At 40.3% G+C, this 25,799-nt stretch carries 21 protein-coding genes; 7 read left to right on the forward strand and 14 right to left on the reverse strand.

The genetic code is table 11. The features are described from left to right. Nucleotides 1–8: 8 nt before the first annotated feature. The 4 genes from CXF64_RS13630 to CXF64_RS13645 form a co-directional block, all read right to left on the reverse strand. A complete protein-coding gene (locus CXF64_RS13630; RefSeq protein ID WP_101217270.1) occupies nt 9–1,076 on the reverse strand; it encodes a phosphotransferase enzyme family protein in 1,068 nt (355 codons plus the stop codon). A gap of 22 nt (nt 1,077–1,098) precedes the next feature. Continuing rightward, nucleotides 1,099–1,497 (reverse strand): 8-oxo-dGTP diphosphatase MutT, encoded by a 399-nt coding sequence (gene mutT, locus CXF64_RS13635; protein ID WP_010553815.1) that lies wholly within the window; start codon nt 1,495–1,497, stop codon nt 1,099–1,101. 68 nt (nt 1,498–1,565) lie between these two features. Beyond that, nucleotides 1,566–4,280 carry a preprotein translocase subunit SecA gene (gene secA, locus CXF64_RS13640; RefSeq protein ID WP_007582061.1) on the reverse strand — a complete coding sequence of 905 codons (2,715 nt, stop codon included), beginning with the start codon at nt 4,278–4,280 and terminating at the stop codon, nt 1,566–1,568. Nucleotides 4,281–4,651: 371 nt separating this feature from the next. Further along, entirely contained in the window at nt 4,652–6,679 is a 2,028-nt protein-coding gene (locus CXF64_RS13645; protein WP_101217271.1) for a methyl-accepting chemotaxis protein, read from the reverse strand. Between the two features lie 116 nt (nt 6,680–6,795). Between CXF64_RS13645 and CXF64_RS13650 the strand changes: the two genes are divergently transcribed. Beyond that, entirely contained in the window at nt 6,796–7,566 is a 771-nt protein-coding gene (locus CXF64_RS13650) for an NADP-binding protein (RefSeq protein ID WP_101217272.1), read from the forward strand. Here CXF64_RS13650 and hutH read toward each other — a convergent pair. The 3 genes from hutH to hutC all read right to left on the reverse strand — a co-directional run bounded on the left by hutH (nt 7,563) and on the right by hutC (nt 11,548). After that, nucleotides 7,563–9,098, reverse strand: a complete 1,536-nt coding sequence (gene hutH / locus CXF64_RS13655; RefSeq protein ID WP_024589901.1) for a histidine ammonia-lyase — start codon at nt 9,096–9,098, stop codon at nt 7,563–7,565. The genes CXF64_RS13650 and hutH overlap by 4 nt on opposite strands. Nucleotides 9,099–9,100: 2 nt before the next feature. Then, nucleotides 9,101–10,774: a urocanate hydratase gene (gene hutU / locus CXF64_RS13660; protein ID WP_101217273.1), complete on the reverse strand. Its 1,674-nt coding sequence runs from the start codon at nt 10,772–10,774 to the stop codon at nt 9,101–9,103. A gap of 66 nt (nt 10,775–10,840) precedes the next feature. After that, nucleotides 10,841–11,548, reverse strand: coding sequence for a histidine utilization repressor (hutC, locus tag CXF64_RS13665; protein ID WP_007582045.1), 708 nt, complete (start codon nt 11,546–11,548; stop codon nt 10,841–10,843). Nucleotides 11,549–11,667: 119 nt separating this feature from the next. Here hutC and hutI point away from each other — a divergent pair, with 119 nt between their 5' ends. After that, the gene (gene hutI, locus CXF64_RS13670) at nt 11,668–12,915 is read left to right on the forward strand and encodes an imidazolonepropionase (RefSeq protein ID WP_101217274.1); all 1,248 of its coding nucleotides are present in this window, start codon (nt 11,668–11,670) and stop codon (nt 12,913–12,915) included. A gap of 120 nt (nt 12,916–13,035) precedes the next feature. Then, nucleotides 13,036–14,700 carry a bifunctional diguanylate cyclase/phosphodiesterase gene (locus CXF64_RS13675; protein WP_024589898.1) on the forward strand — a complete coding sequence of 555 codons (1,665 nt, stop codon included), beginning with the start codon at nt 13,036–13,038 and terminating at the stop codon, nt 14,698–14,700. On the opposite strand, the gene CXF64_RS13680 is transcribed toward CXF64_RS13675, so the two are convergent. Further along, nucleotides 14,697–15,746 (reverse strand): formimidoylglutamase, encoded by a 1,050-nt coding sequence (locus CXF64_RS13680; RefSeq protein ID WP_101217275.1) that lies wholly within the window; start codon nt 15,744–15,746, stop codon nt 14,697–14,699. The two genes, CXF64_RS13675 and CXF64_RS13680, sit on opposite strands and share 4 nt — an antisense overlap. A 1-nt stretch (nt 15,747) precedes the next feature. Then, the gene (rraA, locus tag CXF64_RS13685) at nt 15,748–16,245 is read right to left on the reverse strand and encodes a ribonuclease E activity regulator RraA (protein WP_002959955.1); all 498 of its coding nucleotides are present in this window, start codon (nt 16,243–16,245) and stop codon (nt 15,748–15,750) included. Nucleotides 16,246–16,450: 205 nt separating this feature from the next. On the opposite strand from rraA, the gene CXF64_RS13690 reads away from it, so the two are divergent. From CXF64_RS13690 to CXF64_RS13700, 3 genes are all read left to right on the forward strand, one after another. Continuing rightward, nucleotides 16,451–16,990 (forward strand): phosphatase PAP2 family protein, encoded by a 540-nt coding sequence (locus CXF64_RS13690; protein ID WP_033026551.1) that lies wholly within the window; start codon nt 16,451–16,453, stop codon nt 16,988–16,990. After that, a complete protein-coding gene (locus tag CXF64_RS13695) occupies nt 16,987–18,018 on the forward strand; it encodes an MJ1255/VC2487 family glycosyltransferase (RefSeq protein WP_033026549.1) in 1,032 nt (343 codons plus the stop codon). Before CXF64_RS13690 ends, CXF64_RS13695 begins: the two co-directional genes overlap by 4 nt. 109 nt (nt 18,019–18,127) lie before the next feature. Next, nucleotides 18,128–20,008: a methyl-accepting chemotaxis protein gene (locus CXF64_RS13700; RefSeq protein ID WP_101217276.1), complete on the forward strand. Its 1,881-nt coding sequence runs from the start codon at nt 18,128–18,130 to the stop codon at nt 20,006–20,008. Nucleotides 20,009–20,094: 86 nt separating this feature from the next. On the opposite strand, the gene CXF64_RS13705 is transcribed toward CXF64_RS13700, so the two are convergent. The 5 genes from CXF64_RS13705 to priA form a co-directional block, all read right to left on the reverse strand. Beyond that, on the reverse strand, nt 20,095–20,469 hold the full coding sequence (locus tag CXF64_RS13705) for a gamma-butyrobetaine hydroxylase-like domain-containing protein (protein WP_101217277.1): 375 nt from the start codon (nt 20,467–20,469) through the stop codon (nt 20,095–20,097). Nucleotides 20,470–20,531: 62 nt separating this feature from the next. Beyond that, nucleotides 20,532–21,860: an HslU--HslV peptidase ATPase subunit gene (hslU, locus tag CXF64_RS13710; protein WP_007582032.1), complete on the reverse strand. Its 1,329-nt coding sequence runs from the start codon at nt 21,858–21,860 to the stop codon at nt 20,532–20,534. 11 nt (nt 21,861–21,871) lie between these two features. Next, nucleotides 21,872–22,390 carry an ATP-dependent protease subunit HslV gene (gene hslV / locus CXF64_RS13715; RefSeq protein ID WP_002958366.1) on the reverse strand — a complete coding sequence of 173 codons (519 nt, stop codon included), beginning with the start codon at nt 22,388–22,390 and terminating at the stop codon, nt 21,872–21,874. A gap of 79 nt (nt 22,391–22,469) precedes the next feature. Continuing rightward, on the reverse strand, nt 22,470–22,997 hold the full coding sequence (locus CXF64_RS13720; RefSeq protein ID WP_007582031.1) for an SPOR domain-containing protein: 528 nt from the start codon (nt 22,995–22,997) through the stop codon (nt 22,470–22,472). Between the two features lie 20 nt (nt 22,998–23,017). Beyond that, entirely contained in the window at nt 23,018–25,204 is a 2,187-nt protein-coding gene (priA, locus tag CXF64_RS13725; RefSeq protein WP_024594431.1) for a primosomal protein N', read from the reverse strand. Nucleotides 25,205–25,434: 230 nt separating this feature from the next. On the opposite strand from priA, the gene rpmE reads away from it, so the two are divergent. Further along, the gene (gene rpmE, locus CXF64_RS13730; protein WP_007582029.1) at nt 25,435–25,650 is read left to right on the forward strand and encodes a 50S ribosomal protein L31; all 216 of its coding nucleotides are present in this window, start codon (nt 25,435–25,437) and stop codon (nt 25,648–25,650) included. Nucleotides 25,651–25,799 lie beyond the last annotated feature (149 nt).

The following is a 25,799-nucleotide window of genomic DNA, read 5'->3' on the forward strand; positions in this document are numbered from 1 at the left end:
AATAAGCTTTAGCTCATTAAGCATTGGTGCATCCATTTTTCGTTACTGAGTATGTTTTTATAAAGCGCGAGTTGGTTTTGTGCTCGCTCTAAATTATGCTCTGCATGAGCCACTTTAAAGTACACATCGTTATTTAAGTAATCAGTTAAAAAGCGCACACTTAACATGAGCGGCATTATTTTAGCGCCTAACAGCAGGCTTTCTTGTTCTTTTGTACTCATGCTGCTTTTTAATGGCGTTACATAGCCTTTAACAATGGCTGAAAATATATCTTTTCGAATAATAACGTTGTGTAAGTTTGTTGAATCCTCGGCTTCGGGGGAGCAGAAAGTGCGTACCATGTCGCCAAAATCATAAAGCCTAAATCCCGCCATGCAGGTATCTAAATCAATCACTGCTTTTGCTTTGTGAGTTGCACTACAAAACAGCATATTATTTATTTTTGTATCGTTATGACACACTCTAAGTGGTATCTGCTTAGCTATGCTATTAAGCTCGGTGATTAAATGTTGCTGCGATAAGCAATATTCTATTTCGTCAGCGCAGTGCTTTACTCTATTTACAGAGTTATTTGTGATTGCGATATTTAATTGCTCAAAGCGCATCGCTAAGTTGTGAAAATCAGGAATTACAGTATGTAGTTGTTGTGTATCAAAATCTTGTAATGCATGAGCGAATACGCCAAAGGCGTAAGCCGCTTGCTCGCTCTGTTGCGCATTTTTAACAACGTCTTCGCTGTAACTGTCATTAATATAGCTAAGGACGCGATAATGCGCGCTATCAATTTCTATTAAGTGTTCGTTGTTTTGTATGGCTATATGCTTAACTGTTTCAAGGGGGTAGTTGCTTTGTAGTTGTTTGGTATTTAAATGCTGCTCAATTAGTTTTGCATTACTTACTAACTGAGCAGGGTATTTAAATACCTCAGTATTAAGTTTTTGCACAATAAACTGTTTATCAATACACGTAAGTAGCCATGTACTATTTATATGGCCGCTACCAATCACACTAACTTGAGTTAACTCAGGATTTAATGCTAATTGTTCGCTTAGCTTATTTTGTATTGAGATGTTCATTGTGCTCACTTATGCCCTTTTTTTATGCGTATCGGGCTACTATTTTCTCGATAATTTCAGCATTAGCTTCAGGAAAATCATAATTTTCTAATTCACTAATTGCTACCCATTCACTAGGTTGCCCTTCAGCGCCATGTGCTTCACCGCTAAAGTTACTTACTACGTGTACATCTAATTTAACGCACTTATCGCCGTAGTCATGTTCAATCACCATAAGTTGACTAGAGCTGTGAATTGTTAATCCAACTTCTTCAGTAAGCTCGCGTTTAAGTGCAACAAAAACACTTTCACCTGCTTCTACTTTGCCACCAGGAAATTCCCATAAACCGCCTTGATGTTGTTCATCTGCGCGTTTACAAATGAATATAGCGTTATTTTTCTTAATAACACCAACAGCTACATGTACAATTTCTATAGTCATTACTTTAAAACTCCATAAAAAAAAGCGACGCTAGCGCCGCTTTTTAATAAGCTAATAACAATACTGGGCTATTTTAATTTACCGCAACATTGTTTGAATTTTTGACCTGATTTACAAGGACAAGGGTCATTACGACCTACTTTTGGTTCTGTACGAGCCATTACAGTAGCTGTTTCTGGTGCTGGCGCTTCGCCACCTACTTGCTCAGCTTCTTCATGTTGGTATTCGCGAGGAGCATTTTCACTTTTACGGTGTTGCTCTTCTACTTTTTCAACATCTTCTTCTGCGCGTACTTGTACTTTACTTAGGATGCTTACAACATCTACTTTCAAGTTTTCAAGCATTTCAGAAAACAGCTCAAACGATTCACGCTTATACTCTTGCTTAGGATTCTTTTGCGCGTAACCACGTAAATGAATACCTTGACGTAAGTGATCCATAGCAGCAAGGTGATCTTTCCAATGCTGATCAAGACTTTGTAGCATAATCGCTTTTTCGAATTGACGTAAAACAGAATCGCCAACTTGCTCTTCTTTTTGCTTGTATGACTGCTCAACCGCCTGCTCAATACGCTCACGAAGTTTTTCTTCGTATAGTTTATTGTCATCTGCTAACCATTGAGTGATTGGCAACTCAAGTAAGAAGTCTTGTTTTAAACGCTCTTCAAGGCCAGGAATATCCCACATTTCAGCAAGGCTTTGCGGTGCAATGTACTGATCAATTACACTAGCAAGAACATCACCACGAATTGCTGTGATAGTCTCTGAAATATCGCCTTCTTCAAGTAGCTCATTACGTTGAGAGTAAACAACGCGACGTTGATCGTTTGCTACATCATCGTACTCAAGCAATTGCTTACGAACATCAAAGTTACGTGCTTCTACTTTACGCTGTGCATTTTCAATCGCACGGTTTACCCATGGATGTTCAATTGCTTCACCGCGTTGCATACCTAGTTTACGCATCATGTTAGTCATGCGTTCACCAGCGAAGATACGCATTAGTGCATCGTCCATCGATAGGTAGAAACGGCTAGAACCGGCGTCACCTTGACGACCAGAACGACCACGTAATTGGTTATCTATACGACGAGATTCGTGACGTTCAGTACCAATGATATGTAAACCGCCGGCATCAATTACTGCATCATGGCGAATTTTCCAAGCTGCTTTAATTTCAGCAATTTGCTCAGCAGTTGGGTTTTCAAGTTTTTCAACTTCACTGTTCCAGTTACCACCTAACACGATATCGGTACCACGACCGGCCATGTTGGTTGCAATTGTTACTGTACCTGGTAGGCCAGCATCTGAAACGATATCTGCTTCTTGCGCATGAAATTTGGCATTAAGTACGTTGTGCTTAATTTTTTCTTTGCGTAAAAACTGTGATAAATACTCGGAGCTTTCAATTGAAATAGTACCTACAAGTACCGGTTGTCCGCGGTCTTGGCAGTCTTTAATGTCAATTAAAATTGCTTCGTATTTTTCTTCTTGCGTTAGGTAAACTAAGTCGGCGCGATCATCACGAACCATTGGCTTATTAGTTGGCATAACAACAGTATCTAGGCCGTAGATAGATTGAAACTCAAAAGCTTCAGTATCGGCAGTACCTGTCATACCTGCTAGTGTTTCGTATAAACGGAAGTAGTTTTGGAACGTAATAGATGCAAGTGTTTGGTTTTCGTTCTGAATATTTACACCTTCTTTAGCTTCAACAGCTTGGTGTAAACCTTCTGACCAACGACGACCTTCCATTGAACGACCAGTATGCTCATCGATAATGATTACTTCGTTTTCTTTTACTACGTAATCAACATCTTTTTGGTATAGCTTGTGAGCACGAAGGGCCGCATAAACGTGACTTAGTAGCGTAATGCTTGCTGCTGAGTAAAGCGAATCACCTTCTTCAATTAAGCCGCGTTCAGTAAGTAGCTCTTCTACTTTAATTTGACCACGTTCTGTTAAATGAACTTGCTTAGACTTTTCATCAATAGTGTAATCGCCGTCGCCTTCAACACCTTCTTCGTCTTCTTTTTCTTGAAGTTCAAGTAAAGGAACGATGGTATTTATTTCAGTGTATAGCTCAGAGCTGTCCTCAGCTGGGCCTGAAATAATAAGCGGAGTACGCGCTTCATCAATTAAGATTGAATCCACTTCATCGACTACGGCATAAAATAATGGACGCTGAACACGTTCATCAATGCTAAAAGCCATATTATCGCGAAGGTAGTCAAAACCAAATTCGTTATTTGTACCGTACGTAATGTCAGCAGTATAAGCTAGCTTCTTCTGCTGTGGCATCATACCCGGTACGTTACAGCCTACAGTAAGGCCTAAAAATTCAAATAACGCACGGTTGGTTTCAGCATCACGTTTAGCAAGGTAGTCATTCACAGTAATTACGTGAACACCTTTGCCTGTTAAGCCGTTTAAATAAGCTGGTAGGGTCGCTGTTAGTGTTTTACCTTCACCGGTACGCATTTCTGCAATGCGACCTTGATGTAAAACCATACCACCTAATAACTGCACGTCGAAATGACGCATGCCATTTACACGCTTTGACGCTTCACGTACCACAGCAAAAGCTTCAGGTAGGATATCGTCAAGGCCTTGTCCGTTATCGTAACGTTCTCTAAACTCAGCTGTTTTAGCTCTTAAATCTTCATCAGAAAGCGCTTCAAGTTGCGTTTCTAGCGCATTGATTAGCGCGACCGTCTTTCTTAAGTTTTTAATAGTGCGGTCATTGCGACTACCAAAAAGCTTGGTAAATAAATTAGATATCATGATAAAACCGTTACAATGTATTCTTTGTCAGCCGAGTATCGGCTAACCCATTTTTAACAATTGGTAATTAATATGTGCTTTTAAATAACACTTAGAACATATTAATTAGCAATATTGTATTAAACCGCTCAAAAAGCACTGTTTATTACGTGCGCTACTATACCAGACTCTGCCAAACAACAAACTATCTCAATAAAAAGATCTGTGTATAAAATCGAAAAATTTGATCTGGTTCGTAAAAATAACTTTGTATTACTCAATTACAGTAAAAATAGTAGCGAACTGTAAAGATATGGTGCTAAATAAATTAAAAACAAGGGTTATAGCTGCGCTTAAGTTTGACGCTTAAACACAGCTATTAAATGAGTGTTTTATAATTTAAATTGGTTAACCGTTTTGTTAAGTGCCGCAGCTAGATCACTTAAGTCACGAGCTTCGTCAGCGAGGGTATGTGCATGGTCAGCGGTACTGTTCACTAAGTTATTAATTGCCGAAAGGCTCGTATTAATATCTTCAGCAACGACTGTTTGCTCCTCAGTTGACGTGGCTATTTGATGACTTTGGTCTTGTACTTTAGTGACCGACTGCGCAATATTGTGAAGTGAGCTAAGTACTTCTTTAGTTTGCAGTACTGAGCCCTCGGTTTGATCTTGTCCTTGTTGCATCATCACTGAGGCCTGTTGAGCTATTTGCTGCAAGCGCGAAATCATATTACGAATATCGTCAGTTGATTCTTGTGTGCGACTTGCTAGTGAGCGTACTTCATCAGCAACAACGGCAAAGCCTCGACCGTGTTCACCGGCACGAGCTGCCTCTATAGCTGCATTAAGTGCAAGTAAGTTGGTTTGATCGGCAATTGAATTGATTACATCGACTAATGCGCCAATATTATTACTTTCTTGCTCAAGGCCTGCAACCACTTTAGATGCTTCGCCAATATGCAACGCCAGTTCAGTCATTACTTTTTGCGCCTGTGTAGAACGGCTTGCACCTTCAGCTGTAATTGCCTGAACTTCTTCAGCTGCGTTATTTGTATGTTGTGCATTACGTGATATTTCAAGCACAGTAGTCGCCATTTCAGTTACCGCGGCGCTGACGCTATCAACTTGCTGCTTCTCTTGCTGAATTTCAGAATTAGTTTGCTCAGAAACATGTCTTAGCTGAGCTGCTGCATTACTTAGCTGTTCTGCTTGCGCTGCGGTTTCTAGCATCATGGCGCGTAATTTATCAATAAAAGTGTTCATATGATTGGCCAGCTGTCCCACTTCATCTTGGCTATTAATATCAATTTTTTGAGTAAGGTCGCCTTCACCCGATGCTATATCACGCATAATGTGCGTAAGTGTTGTGATGGGTTTTGAAATCATATGGGTAGCCCATAAAATCATGGCTAATATAATAATTAAGATAATAACTACTGCAGTTGTTGTTGCGGTTACTGCGGCATTTACGGGCTCTTCAATCATGCTAGTAGGAATAAGTAGACCTACATACCAATCTATATAAGGCTGATCTAGCTGTAAGCGATGGTAAACCACATAAAACTGCTCACCTTTAAAAGTAACCATTTGGCTGCCTTTAAGGTTATTTCGCATTTGTGTATTTAATTCTTTAAAGCCTGCTGTATCTGTAAATTGTTGCTGAAGCGCATCGAGTCCTTCTTTACCGTTTGCACCTTCATCTGTAATTGAAAGTTTGTGTCCAGTGGCTTTTGAAAAGTGAACTACTTTTTGATTTCCATCGAGTAAAAATCCATAACCTTGGCCGTTAAAGCGAATATTTTCGACCATGTCGTTAATTTTGTTTAGTTGTAAATCAACACCGCCCATACCAATGAGTTTACGCTGTGCGTTATAAACAGGTTGTTGTACTACTGCGGATGCTACGCCTGTGGTTAAATCAACAGAGATTGGACCTACGTAAAGTTTGTTAACTTGCATGGCTTCTTGCCACCAACCACGCTTGTAGGCGTAATAAGGCTGGCCGTTGTAGTGACTTGTACGTTCATTTTCTTTAAAGTATTCACCGGTGGTTGCTGAGGCAAAAAAGGCCGATAAAATGTTTTCGTCGTTTGAGCTTAAACGCACAAAGTCTTGGTTTACTTCGTTGTAACCTGACGCGCTTTCGAGTGCTTGATCGCGAGTATCCCAATTTTCAAAAAAGTTGATTAAATGTGGGTTATTAACAAAGGTTGATACCATTTTACCGTACATTGCAAAGTAACTTTGCATTGAAAGTTGCTCGGTCTGTAGATAACTTTGCGCTTCGTTTTCTATGTTTTCTCTAGAGAGGTTGGCAATGTGTTTAACAAAAAATGTTGAGGCAATAATTAGTAAAACGGTAATTGTTCCACCAATCAATAATAATATTTTCTTCCGTAATGATAAATTATTTAGCATGAGTACGCATATTTTTATTATTTATGAAATTATATCTAATCATATCTTACTTAAAATCTCTATAAAGTTAGATAGAAAGAACTAATTATGCGTTTAAAATAAAGGCTTATACAAAAATGACAAATAAAAGTAATGAATTAGTAGTATTAGGTGCAGGTTGGTTAGGACATGCGTTATGCGTAAGTGCGCAAAAAGCTGATTGGCAAGTACAAGGAACGCATAGAACAGATATACACGAGTTTGACTTTGAGCGTCAGTTTACACTTGAAGATGGGCAATTAAGACATCAAGTTGATTTACAAAATGCTTATTGGGTATGTGCTATTCCACCACGTAGCAGGCACAGTGAAAGTAATTATCCTGAAACACTCACCGCAGCGCTTAAGCTTTCAAAGGAGTTAAACGCAAAGGGCTTTTTATTATGCTCGTCAACCGGGGTATACGATCAAGAGCCTGGTGTATATAGCGAAAGTTGCGATATTTCATGCACAAACGAGCGCCAAATAAAGCTCTATGAGGCAGAAGAGCAAGTACTTGAGCAAGACGGGAAAGTGCTGCGTTTAGCTGGATTACTAGGGCCTAATAGAGAACCTGGTCGTTTTGTGGCAGGCAAAGAGCTTAATACATCAAGTGAGCAAGTAGTAAATATGGTGCACCAACAAGATGTAATTAATGCTATCTTTGCGGTGATAGAGCACTGGCAAGTAGGGCAAAATATTTATAATGTTGTTAATCCTGCGCACCCGACAAAAGCTGAATACTACGCAGTGAAGTGTGCAGAACATGGTGGCGAGTTACCACGCTTTACCAGTGATGATAAAGCTGAGCGCAAAGTTATTGGCTCAGCTATTGAAGCGCTAGGCTTTACTTACCAATATGGTATTTAATATGCTGAAGGCAGGGGACTGCTCTCTATGAAGTCGCATAGCTTACCTTCACTTAGTAATGTATTAGCAGCTTCGATATCGGGAGCAAAGTAGCGGTCTTTATCATAATAACTCACATGCTCGCGTAATAACGCTTTAGCGCTTTGCACTTTATTTGATGGTTCAAGCGGCTTTCTAAATTCTAGCCCTTGAACCGATGCTAACCATTCTATTGCCAAAACACCTTGGGTATTATTGGCCATTTCATCTAAGCGCCTTGCTGCAAAGGTTGCCATAGATACATGATCTTCTTGATTTGCAGATGTAGGCAAGCTATCGACCGAAGCCGGATGTGCTAATGATTTGTTTTCTGACGCAAGCGCAGCAGCGGTTACTTGAGCAATCATAAAACCTGAATTTACCCCGCCGTTTTCAACCAAAAATGGCGGTAACTTAGATAGGTTTGAGTCAATAAGTAATGCAATTCGTCTTTCTGCTAAAGCACCAATTTCGGCAATCGCAATAGCGAGGTTATCGGCAGCCATTGCAACGGGTTCTGCATGAAAATTCCCTCCAGAAATGATGTCGCCTACATCGGCAAAAACTAGCGGATTATCGGTTACACCGTTTGACTCGCATAGCAACACTTCTGCGGCTTGGCGTATCTGAGTTAGGCAAGCACCTAGCACTTGAGGTTGGCAGCGAAGGCAGTATGGATCTTGTACTTTTTCACAATTGACGTGGGAATCACTAATTTGAGAGTGCGTATCGAGTAGCTCTCTAAATACTTGAGCGGTGTCTATTTGTCCGCGCTGACCACGAATATCATGAATACGTGCATCAAATGGCGCGCGACTGCCCATTGCAGCTTCTATGCTTATCGAGCCGATAACGCAGCTTTGTGCATATAAGTTCTCGCTTCTAAATAGGCCTTGTAGTGCAAACGCAGTTGACGCTTGTGTGCCATTTAATAATGCTAAGCCTTCTTTAGCTGCAAGGGTAAGAGGTTCAAGCCCCGCTATTTTTAACCCTTGTGCTGCACTAATTATTTTTCCTTTATGTCGCATTTGACCTTCAGCTAATAAAGGTAGGCACATATGCGCAAGAGGGGCTAAATCCCCCGATGCCCCCACGGAGCCCTTTTTAGGCACGCACGGATATACTTCGCTACTAAGCAGCTGCATAAAAAATTGGATTACTTGCAGGCGAATACCCGAGTAGCCGCGCGAAAGCGAGTTTACTTTTAAGGTGATCATTAACCTTACTGTGCTGTCATCCATGTATTCGCCAATGCCCGCAGCGTGTGAAAGCACAATGGAGCGCTGTAATAATTCAAGTTCGTCGTCGGCTATTTTGGTATTAGCTAATAACCCAAAGCCGGTGTTAATCCCGTATACAGTGCGGTGCTCATTAATAACGTTTTGAACGGTTTGTGCGCTGGCAGCTATTTGTGATTCAGCATGCTGTACAAGGCTTAACTTTACTGGTGAATTATTAATTTTTCTTAGCGTGTTTAAATTAAGTGAGCCTGGAGTGAGAGTAAGTTCGAACATGATTATTCCTTGTCTAACATTGGTAGGTCTAAATTTTGTTCTTTAGCGCAGTTCTTTGCTATGTCGTATCCAGCATCAGCATGGCGCATTACACCCGTTGCAGGGTCGTTCCAAAGTACGCGAGCAATACACTCTTTAGCTTCATTTGTACCATCGGCAACAATAACCACACCAGAGTGCTGACTAAAGCCCATACCTACACCGCCGCCATGATGAAGGGACACCCAAGTAGCGCCACTTGCTGTATTAAGCAGTGCATTGAGTAATGGCCAATCCGATACCGCATCAGAGCCATCTTTCATACTTTCTGTTTCGCGGTTAGGGCTGGCAACTGAGCCAGAGTCGAGGTGATCGCGACCAATAACGATAGGGGCTTTAAGTTCGCCATTTTTAACCATTTCGTTAAAGGCCAATGCAAGGCGTGCTCTATCTTTTAAACCTACCCAACAAATACGTGCAGGTAGCCCTTGAAATTGAATACGTTCACGGGCCATATCAAGCCAGTTATGCAAATGTGCATCATCAGGAATAAGCTCTTTTACTTTTGCATCGGTTTTATAAATATCTTCTGGATCGCCTGATAGTGCTACCCATCTAAATGGTCCAATACCTTCACAAAATAAAGGGCGAATATAGGCGGGTACAAATCCAGGAAAATCAAACGCGTTGGTAACACCTTCATCAAACGCCATTTGACGAATATTATTTCCGTAATCAGTAGTGGCGGCACCCGCTTTTTGCAGCGCCAGCATGGCTCTAACTTGGACTGCCATTGATTGTTTAGCAGCTTTTACTACCGCTTTTGGATCTTGCTCACGCATTTTTGCTGCGTGCTCCATTGTCCAGTTTTGTGGTAAGTAACCATTTAATGGATCGTGAGCTGATGTTTGATCTGTGACTACATCAGGTGTAATACCTGTTTTAACCAGTGTACTAAATACATCGGCAGCGTTACCAAGTAGGCCAACTGATAGGGCTTCACCTTTTATGCACGCATCGGTTATTAATTGCAGTGCGTGTTCAAGGTTCGCTGCTTTTACATCAACGTAGCCTGTTTTTATACGAAAATCGATACGGCTTTCATCACATTCAACAACTAGCGCACTAAACCCAGCCATTGTAGCGGCAAGTGGTTGCGCACCGCCCATACCACCAAGGCCACCCGTTAATACCCACTTACCTTTAGCACTGCCTGAAAAATGTTGCTTTGCCATGGCTATAAAGGTCTCGTAAGTGCCTTGTACAATGCCTTGCGAGCCAATATAAATCCAAGAACCCGCTGTCATTTGCCCGTACATCATCAAGCCTTTTTTATCGAGCTCGTTAAAGTGCTCCCAATTCGCCCAGTGTGGAACAAGGTTTGAGTTGGCAATAAGTACACGAGGGGCATTACTGTGGGTTTTAAATACACCAACGGGTTTTCCTGATTGTACAAGCAGAGTTTCGTCGTTTTCGAGTCTATCGAGGGTTTCTATAATTTTGTCATAACTTGGCCAATCACGAGCTGCTCGGCCAATACCACCATATACAACAAGTGCATGAGGATGTTCTGCAACTTCAGGGTCTAGATTATTCATTAGCATGCGCTTAGCAGCTTCAGTTTGCCAGCTTTTAGCACTTATTTTATCGCCATGAGGTGCACGTATTACGCGACTTGTGTCGAGTCGGTTGTTCATGTTTTGCTCCTGTTGTATATACAAGGTGATTTGTTATAAAAAAAGCGCAGTAAGCGCTATTGTTTGTTATTTTTTAAATGTTAAGTGTCCACCTAAGCGATATTTACTGCCTGGTGATACAAGGCGCGCAAAGCTTACAATGCCATTAATAGACCATGTGCGTCGAATAACTTGTAAGCATGGCTCTTCGTTATATAAATTTAACCATTGGCACATTTCGCTGTTTGGCATAATAGCCTCTACGGTATGCCTCGCTTGGGTAAGTGGTGCAACACTAGATAGATACTCATGAGGTGTAAGCGTGCTAAAGTCTTGTTGTAAGTAACCAGCCGCAAGCGCAGGGTTTACAAAACGCTCTTCTAGCTGCAAGGGGCTGTCGTTTTCGTTATGCACGAGTACACTTCGATATACAACACTGTCAATCTCAACACCAAGCGCAATGGCAATAGGTGCGACTGCATTTATTGATTCAAGTATGAGTACACTACAGGTGTAGTTGCCGTTACGTTCTTTTACTTCATCAGCAATGTTTTTTATTTCGAGTAACGATGACTGCGATTTAAATGTGGCTACAAATGTACCTAACCCTTGGCTGCGGGTTAAAATACCTGCCTCGGTTAATTCGCTTAGTGCTCGGCGGGCTGTCATTCTGCTGACACTAAATTGACTACTTAGTTCGTTTTCAGAGGGAACACGTTGGTTTTCTTGCCACGTACCGCTGCGAATTTTATCAACAATGAATTGTTTTATTTGCGCAAATTTAGGTGTCGTCATTAAATTTATGGTTACATTAAAAATAAACTATATAAATAAGATGACACAATTATCTTGTATATACAAGATGGGTTGTTAGACTATATTTTCATCACTCTGGGCGTAAAAAGGGCTGCAAAATGCAAAGTACAACAAAAAATTATGAGTTAGAAGAAATCGACTTACTTTTAACTGATGCCAATATTGCCACTATGGATAGCAATATAAATGCCCCTTATGGCGCAATCGAAAATGCTGCTATAGCTATTAAAAATGGTAAAATTGCGTGGATTGGAGAGCAAGCAACGTTGCCCAGTTTTGATGTATTTGCAACGCCGACATTGAGTATAAAAGGGCAGTGGTTAACGCCGGGCTTAATAGATTGTCATACGCATCTAGTGTTTGCAGGTTCAAGGTCGCAAGAGTTTGAGCAGCGCTTGCAGGGTGTAAGTTATGAGCAAATTGCGGCACAAGGCGGTGGCATAGCAAGTACGGTTAAAGCGACGAGAGCAGCCGACCGTGAACAATTGTTTGTTGATGCAAAAGATCGCTTAAATACGTTGTTAAAAGAAGGTGTAACCACTGTTGAAATAAAGTCAGGCTATGGGCTAGATACTGAAAACGAGATAAAAATATTAGAAGTAGCTCGTTTATTAGGTGAGCATCATCCTATTGATATTAAAACTACTTTTTTAGGGGCGCATGCTCTACCGCCAAAATACAAAGGCCGTGCTGATGAATATATTGATTTGGTATGTACTGACATGCTTGATCAGGTAGTGGCTAATAATCTTGCTGATGCAGTCGATGTATTTTGTGAAAATGTAGGCTTTAGTTATTCGCAAACCAAACGTGTTTTCCAGGCGGCTAAAAAGCATAACCTCCCAGTAAAATGCCATGCTGAGCAGTTATCTAATCAACATGGTGCTGAGCTGGTGGCGCAGTTCAATGGCCTTTCGGCAGATCATATTGAGCATCTCGATGAAGAGGGTGTAAAAGCCATGGCAAACGCTGGGACGGTCGCGGTGTTATTGCCCGGTGCATTTTATTTTTTAAGAGAAACTAAATTCCCACCTATTGAGTTACTTAATCAATATAAAGTACCTATAGCTATTGCGAGTGATTTTAATCCTGGCACTTCACCGCTGTGCTCAGTGCACTTGATGATGAATATGGCATGCACATTGTTTAGATTAACACCCGAGCAAGCATTGGCAGGTGTTACTCGCAATGCTGCTAAAGCACTAGGGTTAGACGACCGTGGTATTTTAAAGGTTGGTGCAAGAGCTGATATTGCGCATTGGCAAATAAGTCATCCATCACAATTAAGTTACCAATTTGGCGTAAATAAACTGTTAAATTTATGGATTTTGGGTAGAATTAACTAGTTTGTATTATTTTTGCCCACATATAATCTGGTTTAAACTTTTTTAGCGAATACGGATGCCGTTAATTTGAACATACTAACCGACAGTAACTTCCCAATATTTTTTAGTGGTGCACTATTGATGGCGATGATTGCCACTTTATTTGCCGTTAAAAATGCCAGTATTAAATTTAGCTATTTATGCACAGCAGCTGTTGGTTTGGCTATTTTGAGCACAGGCGCAGCTTGGCTTGCCATTTTACTTGCCTTTGGATTTTGTTTTCATTTATGGCAAGCCTTCGAGCGAAATAATTGGAGCATGATTATTACCAGCTCAATGGCTGGTCTTTTATTTGTTGTTCTATTTTCAGCTCATTTATTATTGGAAGTTCCGTTATTTTGGGTTGTGTTAGCGATATTATTATTAGCTATTGTTGGCTTTTTAAATGATGAAAGCGCTGAAATAGAAGTCGTGATAGAGCCAGAACCTACAGGTGATGCATTTATTGAAGAGTCTCCGCTTTCGGTTTTTGCAGATAGAAAACAGTTACGTCAAGGTTACTATGCATGGTGCGACAATAAGCAAGTAAGTGCAGCGTTAATCGTTATTCGTCTTGAAGGATTTGAGCAAGTTAACCAGCACATTGGACGTGACTTTGGCGATATACTGTTAGCACAATCGGCTAATCGAATAAAAGAACTGCTTTCAAGTGACGAAATAGTGACTTTAGTTGGGCAAGAAAAGCTAGCCCACTTGGGGGGCCTTAACTTTGCATTTATTTGTAGTTTTGCGAATCAAAAACATTTGCATGAGTTGGTTATTGAACAAATACTGGGTGCAACGCTTAAGCCATTTAATGTCGCTAACTGCACTGTAGAGGTAAAAGCGAGGGCGAGTTATGTTGATTGTAATGAGCAAGACAATAACTTTGATAATTTAATATCGTACGCATACCTAGCACTCGATAGCCACCCAAATCGCAAGGTTGTGCCTTATCATCAACAAATGATGATTGAACTGCGAGAGCAACAAGCGCGACTAAAAGAATTAGCAAATATTGATTTTTCGAGCGAATTAGAACTCTATTTTCAACCTATAATTTGCAACGAAAACGGTCAAATTGAGTTTTTAGAATTACTACTGCGTTGGCAGCATCCTAAGCAAGGAATTTTATCTGCTAATCGTTTTATTGACGACATAAGAATAGCAGGGCTTGGTTACCCGCTTGCTAAATTTGTAATGGAGAGAGCCGCTGAGCTTGCAATGGCGCTTAGAGTAGAAGGTATTTCTATACCGCTTAGCATTAACGTATTTGGCCCTGAAATGCTAAATGAAGAGTTTGTTGAATTTGTTGATGTTGTTATAAATGAGCATCACTTAGAGGCGGGAGACTTGATTGTTGAATGCCCTTTACATATTTTTGCTGGTTTAGATGACAAAGGTCGAGGCATGATCGCAAGGCTTAATAACATAGGCTTAAAAGTATGTGTGGATGGACTTGGTGATAACCCAGTACTACTTTCTAAGTTACCAAGTTTAGCGGTTGAGTATATTAAGGTTTCACCTTCACTTACCGCTGACTTTAGTAATCAAAACAATATACGCAGTTTAGTTGGTGGAATGGTTGATATGCATAGCCAACAAAAAACAAAAGTAATTTTTGAAGGAGTAGAAACACTTGAACAACTTAAGTTTGTAAAAAGCTTAAAAGGTTATGCTGCACAAGGTTATTACTTTGGTCATCCGCTAAGTAGTATCGGTTTAATGAGCTGGCTAAAAGAGTGGCGATCGGTTCAACAACGTTAAGTGTTTTCTTTGGCTTGTAGGTAGCTATTTACAAGTGCACTAATCACTTGCCCTACATGGGCAGCACCGGCATCTAACCCGTTAGGATGCTGGCTAGGCGCTGCTTCACATAAGTGTAAGTACTTAGAGTAGCGATGGCTTGCAGCTAAATGCACAAAGTGCTCAGTGTCACTCACGCTAAATCCGCAATATGTATACGCACTAACTGGCATATAAGTAATACTATCTAAATCAACTTCAACACCCAGTGGTAAATCATTAAAATTACTTAGTGCATTTTCAATTGCCTGCGTTAGTGTGATTTTTCGCTTAACTTGTATAGATTGATAGCTATCAAACTTAAAGTTAGCTTCACTCATTGCATCTATAATTGCTTGATTATTTTTTAATTCATGTAAGCCAATAACATGGTAATTACTTAAATGTTGCTCGTTATACGCGTAGCGAAAACCATTACCACTATGACGACCTTCACATTCTCTAAAATCGGCATGAGGGTCAAAATTGATAGCATTAACAGGCGTGTTTTTTGACTTACTTAGCGCGCGAATAATACCTAAGCAATTATTGTGACCTCCGCCAATTACGATTGGCTCAAGCCCTGCTTTAAAAATAAGGCTTAATACTGACTCTACGCGTTCATCAAGTTGTTGGCATAAATCTCGTAATTGAGTTAACTGCTGGGCTTGCTGATTATTAAGTTGGTTGCTTTGCGCCATTAAATCATCAGTATTTACTTCACCCAATAAAAGTACTTTTTGAGTGGCAATAAATTGATTATGAGGTTGGTTTAAAAAACGTTTTAAAAAAGCAGACCATGCTTCGTTTGCACCGCCATTTCCTAAATTTGCTTTTGGGCCAATATCTTCGCAAATACCAAGAAGTACGTAGCGAATGCCAAATTGAGCTGCGTCAATAAGTGCTTGTTGCAGGTTTACTTGAGTGTCTAGCAAGGCCATTGATTGCCATGCTTTTTTTTCATTTACGCGGCTAGAGCAAAGTGCTCTAACCGCGCTTTCATCATATACTTTTAAATGGGAGGTCACGTTATACCTCTACAACTTCCAATTCTAATTCTTCTGCAGATAAAACAATGCCAGTACTATCAGCATAAATAAAGTCATCATCAAAAAATGATACACCGGCAAAGTTAACGCCTATAGCATCCTCGCCAGCACCTTCACTGTCAGCTGCAACAGGAATGGAAGCAATTGCTTGAATGCCTAAATCAAGTTCTTCAAGCTCATCAACGTGGCGTACTGCGCCGTAAACAACAATACCATTCCAGTTGTTTTCAAGTGCAAGTTCGGCCAATTCAATATCAATAAGTGCACGGCGAGTTGAGCCACCACCGTCAATAAGAAGCACTAAGTCTGTACCGTCTTGAGAAAGTAATTCGCGGATCAGTTCATTATTTTCAAAACATTTAACCGTTTTAATGCGGCCACCAAAGCTGTGTCGACCACCAAAGTTGATGAACATTGGCTCTAGCACGTCAACCACATCAGCAAAGTGGTCACATAAATCAGAAGTGCTGTAATCCATTATTTTATCCTCAAAAGGTACATTAATTTATACCTCAGTATACCCTCCTTATAAGCAATAACAACGACTTAATCGCAGTAAATTTAGACAAAACAAGCGCTAAATCATTAATCGCAATAATAGTGTCTTAAAAGCGTCACTCAATTGTTATTTACAACACATAAGCTAAATCGGTGTTCATATATTATGCAATGAGGGGGAAGTGATGGATAACAATAATATGTTTAAAAGGGCAGCTCTGCTAGATGAGCAATTATTTTTAACTCTGTTTAATTGCAACTCACCGAAGTGGTTTAAAACAATGGCGTTTGGATTATCAAAAAGCGGTGATGGAGGGCTTTACATACTTGTGTGTTTAGCGGTGTGGTGGCTTAGTAATAATGAGCAGCAACAATTATTACCTGTAACGATATTAGTTGGTTTTGCTATAGAAAGGCCCATTTATTTATTGGCCAAAAATAGATTTGCCCGCATCCGTCCATGCGACTGCTTAGTAACAAATGCTTATATAGTACCAAGTGATAAATTTAGTTTGCCCTCGGGTCACAGCGCTGCAGCGTTCTTAGTTGCGATTATACTAAGTCACTTTTTCCCTGAATATATATGGCTACTACTTAGTTGGGCTGCTGGTGTGGCTATTTCTCGTGTTGTATTAGGCGTACATTTTCCTGCTGATATTATTATAGGTGCGATTATTGGCAGTGTTTGTGGCTTATTCGCATTAGCGCTTGTGGTACCTGTATGAAAATATTGTATGGAGTGCAGGGTACCGGTAATGGTCATATAACGCGGGCTAGGGTTATGGCAAGCTGCTTTAATAAACTTGGTATTGATGTTGATTATGTGTTTTCAGGGCGAGCAAATAAAGATTACTTTGATATGCACGAATTCTCAGATTATAAAGCGTATCGGGGCTTATCGTTTAGTACTGAAAATGGGCAAGTCAAAAATTTAAAAACACTTAAAAACATGCGAGTTTGTAAGCTGGTGAGTGATATAAAATCGCTTGATATAAAACAGTACGATTTTGTACTTAATGACTTTGAGCCAGTCACAGCATGGGCTGCAAAACGGGCCGATATACCCGTTATCGGTATTAGTCACCAAGCCGCATTTTTGTCAGAAAACGTACCTATATTTGGTCGTGGTGTACTTAGAAAATCACTCATCAAGCATTATGCACCAGCATCTACCTACTTAGGCGTACACTGGAAGCCATTTGCAAATAATATAATCCCGCCTTTTATTGCTCATCATAATCATGAGAACCCTGTCGCGGTACTAAATAAGGTATTGGTATATTTACCGTTTGAAAACTTAGATAGCATTGTTGATTACTTAAAAGACTTTCCCGAAAAAGAATTTTATTGTTATCACCCAAATGCCTGCAATCAGTCTTTTGGACATATACATTTGCGACCACCCTCACGTTCTGGCTTTTTAAATGACTTAGCAAACACGAGTGGCGTTATTGGTAATGCGGGGTTTGAGCTTGCCAGTGAAGCGCTTAAGTTAGGTAAGAAGTTACTATTAAAGCCTTTAGATGGGCAGTTTGAGCAAACCGCAAATGCACAAACTTTGTTTGCCATGGGCATGGCGCATGTTATGAACTATTTAAACCCGCAAGCCCTTGATGACTGGAATAGCGCCCCGCAAAATAAGCAAATAAATTACCCTAGCGATCCCGCGCCTTTAATTGATTGGTTGGTTAAACAACAGTGGAATAACACACAATCGTTACACAAAGGTTTGTGGGATAGTGTCGCTTTATAGCCATCATAATTAAGTAGCTTAGAATAACCAATAATAAAAAGTTAAATTAATGAGTCGCTTCTGAGCTATCAGCTATAATACAAATGCATATTTAAAAAAGGCGTTAGCGATGAATTTTTTACAAAACTTAACAATCAAACGACGTTTACAGTTAAACGCAGTCGTTGTTGGTTTAGCAATGGTGGTCCTTTTATGCGTAATAATTTATGAAGCGAGAACAACGTTAAGCTTAAATAAAACAATTCAGCTTGCTGAAGAGCTTAATATCCATGAATTAGAACTGCGTAAACATGAAAAAAACTTTCTTTTTTATAAACAAGAAGAAGCATTAGACTTATTTGAACAAGATTATAACCAGCTTAAAAGTAAGATTGCTAAGTTGAATGTAATTATGCAAGAGCAGGGTATCGAAACCCAAAAAATAAGTAATCTAGATAGTTTGGTAAGTACTTATAACAATGACTTTATGAGTGTTGTTGTGCTACAAAAACGCATTGGATTACACCCAAAAGATGGGCTGTATGGCGAGCTAAGAAGTGCAGTACACGAGGTTGAAAGCTTGCTCAAAGAGCAAGGTAATTACAAACTCTTATCTTCTATATTACAGTTAAGACGGGCTGAAAAAGATTTTATGCTACGTTTTGATCTTAAGTATTTAACTCGATTTGATGAAGGGGTTGATACTTTAAAGCAGCAAATCGCTCAGGCTCAATTTGATACGGGGTATACAGCTCAATTAAATGGCTTTTTAAATTCCTACCAAACGCAATTTCAAGCATTGGTCCAGGCACAGGTTGAATTGGGCTTAGATTTAAATTCAGGTGCACTTGGAAAAATGCGTAAAAGTGTTGAACAAAGTGATGCAATCGTTGCGCAGATACTATTAAGCACTAAGCAACAGGTAGATAAAAGCGTTGAACAGGCACAATTTTTAGCCATTCTTATTTTTGTGATTGCTGGCATTATTGTTTTGATGTTGGTTTATTTCACGAGCCGCTCGATTATTGTGCCTATAGAGCGGGTTTATCACACCATTAACGATATTCGTCGTAATAATGATTTAAGCGTGATGATAGAGCAAACAGGTAAAGACGAAATTACCACCATGACGGTCGATTTTAATAGCTTAATAGGCGATTTTAAAAACTTAATTAACGAAGTTAATGGTGCTTTAAATACGCTTAATATAGCAACAGAGCATTTATCAGAAAGTACTGCAGCAACAAGCTCCGGTATGCAAGAGCAATTACATGAAGCCGACATGGTTGCAACTGCAGCCACCGAAATGCAGGCGACGATTCAGGATATTTCACATAATACTGAAGCGGCTGCTAAAAAAGCAGAGTCAACAAATTTAAGTGCTCAACAAGGGCGCAGTGAAGTTGACTCTACCGTTAAGCACATTAGGGCCCTATCTGATTCGTTAGGGAATGCATCAAATGTAGTGTCGCAACTTGAAAAAGATGGCGAAACAATTGGTTCAGTGCTTGATGTAATTCGGGGGATTGCAGATCAAACAAATTTACTCGCACTTAATGCGGCAATAGAAGCGGCCCGTGCTGGTGAGTATGGTCGTGGCTTTGCTGTTGTTGCAGATGAGGTTCGTTCATTAGCGAAGCGTACTCAAGAGTCTACGAGTGAGATTGAAGGTATTATAAGTACCTTACAGCAGCGTACTCAAGAAGTGGTAAGTATTATGCACAAATGTCGTTCTCAAGGCGATGAAAGTGCCTCGCAAGCAATTAAAGCAGGTGAGTTATTAGGCGCAATTACTGAAGATGTACAAACAATAATGGAAATGAGCTCTCAAATAGCGGTTGCTATTGACGAGCAAAGCCAAGTGGCATCAGAGGTTAATAAAAATGTAGTAAGAATTCGCGACATTGCGCAAGATGCAACTGAACATGCTGCTAAAAACGCCCAAACTAGCGAAGAAGTATCTGAGCAAGCTAGAGTGTTATTTAGCGCTATTGATAAGTTTAAAGTGTAACTAACTTGAACCCTGGATAGTAAATATCTTAACCAGGGTTTAGGTTAACTAATCTAAAAATACCCACCTAAAGTTACCAATAAGGTTTAAGGAATAAACTTTATTGGTACACTGTTTTTGTTTTGTTCGTGCTCGGCTACGCGTGCCGAATATTCATCGCTCAACGTTTGTTGCTGCGCTTGTAGTTTTTCAAAGTAACTCCAACTGAACAGTCCGCTATTGTGACCATCATCGAAATCTAAACGCAGTGCATAATGCCCAACAGGTACTATGTTTTTTATACCTACAGATTGTTTATTAAGTACTAGCTTCATTGGACCAGAGCCATGGCCTTGCACTTCAGCAGAGGGAGAGTGAACGCGTAAAAATTCACAGCTAAAGACTGCTTGGCTATCGTCGTTAAAATAAACATCTAAATTTTTACTCACGCTGTGGTAATGCACTTTTGTAACGTGTTTCATTTTATATATCCCATTAAAAAGCCCCCAATCTGGAGGCTTTTAGTATAACGTTTATATTCGTTTTATAGAATGAAGCGGCTTAAGTCTTCATCTTCAACAAGTGCGCCTAGATGTTTTTCAACGTAAGCGGCGTCAATGACAAGTGATGAACCTGCTTTTTCAGAAGCATCGTATGAAATTTCTTCCATCAATCTTTCCATCACAGTATGCAAGCGACGAGCACCGATGTTTTCGGTTTTTTCGTTAACTTGCCACGCTGCCTTAGCAATACGCTCAATAGCATCATCACTAAACTCAATCGTTACTTGCTCAGTTTTAAGGAGCTCTCGTTGTTGCTCAGTAAGCGATGCATGCGGCTCTGTCAAGATACGTTTAAAGTCATCTGCAGTTAGTGGTTCAAGTTCTACTCGAATCGGTAAGCGACCTTGTAGCTCAGGTATCATGTCTGATGGTTTAGACATTTGGAACGCACCTGAGGCAATAAACAACATATGGTCAGTTTTAACCATACCGTGTTTAGTGTTTACTGTTGAGCCTTCAATTAGCGGTAGTAAGTCGCGCTGAACACCTTCTCGGCTCACATCAGGGCCTGAAGAATCACCACGTTTACAAATTTTGTCTATTTCATCAATAAACACAATACCGTTTTGCTCTACTGCAAAAATAGCTTGTTCTTTTAGCTCTTCAGGGTTTACTAATTTAGCGGCTTCTTCTTCCGTTAATAGTTTGAAGGCCTCTTTAATTTTTAACTTACGTTTAGTGCGTTTATCGCCGCCCATGTTTTGAAACATGCTTTGTAACTGGTTGGTCATATCTTCCATACCAGGAGGCGCCATAATTTCTACGTTTGATTGAGCTTGCGCTAATTCAATCTCGATTTCTTTATCATCTAATTGACCTTCACGTAATTTTTTACGAAATGTTTGGCGAGTAGATGAAGTATCGTCGCGTTGGCTTTCGCCATATTGATCTTTAACCGGTGGTAAAAGTGCATCTAAAATTCGCTCTTCTGCTGCTTCTTCGGCGCGATGTTTAAACTTTTTAGTTTGCTGTTCGCGAGTCATTTTAATTGAAACATCAACGAGGTCACGTATGATCGTATCTACTTCTTTACCAACATAACCAACTTCAGTAAATTTAGTCGCTTCTACTTTAATGAATGGTGCGTTAGCAAGTTTTGCTAAACGGCGGGCAATTTCTGTTTTACCTACACCTGTTGGACCAATCATTAATATATTTTTTGGTGTTACTTCACTGCGTAAATCTTCATTTAATTGCATACGGCGCCAGCGATTACGAAGCGCAATAGCGACCGCTTTTTTAGCTTTAGCCTGACCTATAATGTGCTGATCTAGCTCGTGAACAATTTCTCTTGGGGTCATATCAGACATAATAGTTCCTATTATAATTCTTCGATTGTTTGGAAGTTATTAGTAAATACGCAGATGTTGCCTGCAATAGTTAAGCTTTTCTCTACTATTTCACGAGCGCTTAAATCTGTATTTTCTAAAAGGGCGGTTGCAGCTGATTGCGCAAAGTTACCACCACTACCAATTGCAATTAAATCGTTTTCTGGCTGAACTACATCGCCATTACCGGTAATAATTAAAGAGGCTGTTTCGTCTGCTACGGCGAGCAGCGCTTCGAGTTTTCGAAGTGCACGGTCACTTCGCCAATCTTTAGCCATTTCTACTGCGGCTTTAGTTAGGTTACCTTGGTGCATTTCTAATTTGCTTTCAAAACGTTCGAAAAGAGTGAAGGCATCAGCAGTACCGCCGGCAAAACCAGCGATTACTTTGCCATTATAAAGACGTCGAACTTTGCGGGCGTTGCCCTTCATTACGGTGTTACCAAGTGAAACTTGGCCATCGCCGCCAATTACAACTTTGTCGCCGCGGCGAACACTTACGATAGTAGTCATGTTATTCCTCATCATCGAGCTGCAGAGGCAACTCGTAAAAAACGATTATGATGAGGTTATATGGGTGAATGGTTTATTTTCAAGTCCAGCCCCAAATTCCGCAGCCGACTATTTTTACACGTTTAAGTTTGTTTTTATCGCTTTCGGCTTGGCGTTTGGTTTTATAAGGGCCTAAACGTACTTTATACCAAGTACCATTGCTGCCTTCAGCCTGTTTTATCTCAGAAATGAGCCCTGCAAATGCGATTTTAGCTTTTAATGATTCAGCTTGTGCATGAGTTCTGAACGAACCGCATTGCATAACATAAGGACCTTTTTGCTCAAGTTCTTTTACTTCAACTTGAATCTCGTGGTTTCTTATTTCTTTAATAAATTCCGGTGTACGTGGAATAACAACTTCTACTTTTGCGGGTGCAGTTGGGTTAGCTTGTTTTTCGACAAGTTTTGGATCGGCATTACTTTTTATAAACCATAGTGTGTAGGCAAAACCACCTACAAGTAAGATGGCTATAACGGCTAAAAGAATAGGAAATGGTTTTTTAGCGGGTGCGTTTTTTTTACTGTTTCTGCCTGCAGGCTTTTTATTAATATAATCGTGCTGTGCCATGGTGTTATTTTGGCCTTAACCTAAATCATGTCTATAGGGTCTACGTCTAAGCTCCAGCGTACTTTTTGTGCAAGTTTACTGGTACTTAAATAATCAACCATTTGCGCAAGGTACTGATGTAATATGCGACGATCTTGCGCTTGAATATGCAATTGAAAACGATACATACCTGCGACTCTTTCAAGTGGGGCAGGGATCGGACCGAGCAATTGTATACCAGATACCCCATTCACAGGAACCAAATCCGTCAAAAAATCGACGACTAGTTTAATACTATGTCCTTGTGCACGCACAATGGCCATATTTGTAATGGGCGGTAAGTCAGCATCATCGCGCTCACTAAGAGCAAAACGGGCAAAGTCTTGGTAACCATTATTAACTAAGTCTTGCAAAAGAGGGTGTTCTGGAAAGTGTGTTTGTAATAACACTTGACCAGGCTCTCCTGAACGTCCAGCACGCCCCGCTACTTGGGTGACTAATTGCGCTAAATGCTCTGTCGCTCTAAAGTCGCATGAGTATAAGCCGCTATCTACATCTAAAATTATAACAAGACTCACATCTGCAAAGTGATGGCCTTTGGCAAGCATTTGTGTGCCCACTAAAATGCGTGCGCCCCCTAGGTTTATTTCATCAAGTGCTTTTTCAAGGCTACCTTTACGGCGAGTTGAATCGCGGTCTATACGAGTAACAGGTGTATCAGGGAATTCGGTCGATAAAAACTCTTCAATTTGCTCTGTGCCTTTACCGTTAGGAAATATTTGCGTACTTCCACAGTCAGGGCATTGGTGAGGGACAGGGTACTGGTCGCCACAGTGATGACAGATCATTTGCCCAATCGCTTTATGAAATGTAGCGCTGGTACTGCATCGTTTACACTCGCTCAACCAACCGCACTCATGGCAAATAAGGGTTGGAGAGAAACCTCGACGATTTAAAAATACCATAACCTGTTTACCGCGATTTAAGTGCTGACGCATAGTAGCAAGGCTTGCATGTGCAATACCTGCTTGGTCGGGCTGACCTTTCATATCGAGTAACTTAAACTGGTTGTCAGTCGCTGTTTGCGCACGCTCGGTTAAACTTAACAGCTGGTATTTGTTATTAATTGCTTTGTGAAGTGTTTCAAGCGCGGGTGTGGCGCTGCCTAATATAAGCGGAATTTTATGCTGAAAAGCTCTGTAAGCAGCTAAGTCGCGGGCATGATAGCGAAGCGTATCTTGTTGTTTAAATGATGAATCGTGTTCTTCATCAACAACAATCATACCGAGTTTTAAAAATGGCAGAAAAATACTCGAACGTGTGCCAATAACTATCGCACAACTGCCTTTTTCGCAAAAGCGCCATGTTTGTAAGCGTTCGTTGTCGGTAAGTGCAGAGTGCCAAAGCATAATGGGTGTATCAGGAAAGCGGCGGCGAAAACGGTTTACGGTTTGTGGTGTTAGGCCGATTTCGGGCACGAGTACGAGGGCTTGCTCGCCACGTTTGAGTACTTCTTCTAGGCACTGTAAATACACTTCGGTTTTACCGCTGCCCGTTACGCCTTCTAATAAAAAGCTGCTAAAGCCAGTACTTTGATTTATAGCTGTGCAAGCAACCGCTTGTTCTTTATTAAGTACTGGTTTACTACCGACGGTTGGAGCAACACTTTGCCATTGGTTATCGTGCTCAATAGTTTGTGTTATGAGTTCTTTATCTATTAAGCTATCTATTGTTTTTTTACTAAAGCCCAGTGCTTTTAACTCAGTTAATGATGACTTACCTGATTGCGATAACTGCTTTAATAGGTTGAGCTGTGTTTTAGCTTTTAATGACGGTACTTTTGCACCTTTTTCTGTCAGGGCAACCATATTAATACTGGTTTTATCAGGCGATTCACCTTGGCGAAGTGCACCAGGTAGCGCTATATGAATAGTTTCGCCTAATGGATAGCAATAATAGCGGGCAGTAAAGCTAAGGAGTTCTAAATGCTGGGCACTTAAAATAGGGGCGTCGTCTATTACCTCTATAATATTTTTAATTTTATTTAAAGGGACGTCGGTACTGCTTTTAATACCCAGAACAACCGCTACTTTTTTTTGATTACCAAAAGGTACCAAAACCCGCATGCCAGGTAGTAAAGGAGTTGATAAGCCACTGAGCTGTTCTTCTATTTTATAATCAAAGGTGCGTGGAAGCGGAACTTTAATAGCAACTTCAACAAAACTCATAACAACTCAACCCGTAAAATTAATGCTGTAATGTACTAAAAATAACGCTAAAAACCTACTAGCAATAGTGCTTGAGAAAGAGATTGTTCACTTTTTTGGCAAAAATATAAATAAATACTTGTGTGGGGGGAGGTTGTTGGATAAAATCCGCCACCAACAAATTTGTTTTAACGACGTATGGTGCCAAACTCCGGGTTTGGAGAGCGATGCGGCCTTAACTAGAGGTTCCTATGAAAGAAGGTATTCACCCTAAGTACGAAGTAATTTCTGCAACATGTTCATGTGGAAATAAATTCGAAACTAGCTCAACTCTTTGTAAAGACATTCACTTAGACGTATGTTCTGCGTGTCACCCGTTTTACACTGGTAAGCAAAAAGTTTTAGACACTGGCGGACGTGTTGATCGCTTCAACAAGCGCTTCGGTGCACTTGCCAGCAAGAAGTAATTATTGCTGTTTAGTTAAAAAAAGCACCTTAGGGTGCTTTTTTTGTGCCTAAAATTTGTTATTTATTATCTTAAACTAACCTACATAAATCTTTGAGCAATTTAACGAATTAAATTGCACTATAACGTCGTTAAAAATTTTTTATTTAG

Origin of the sequence: Pseudoalteromonas sp. GutCa3, assembly GCF_002836155.1 — a bacterium.
Taxonomy (GTDB): domain Bacteria; phylum Pseudomonadota; class Gammaproteobacteria; order Enterobacterales; family Alteromonadaceae; genus Pseudoalteromonas; species Pseudoalteromonas arctica.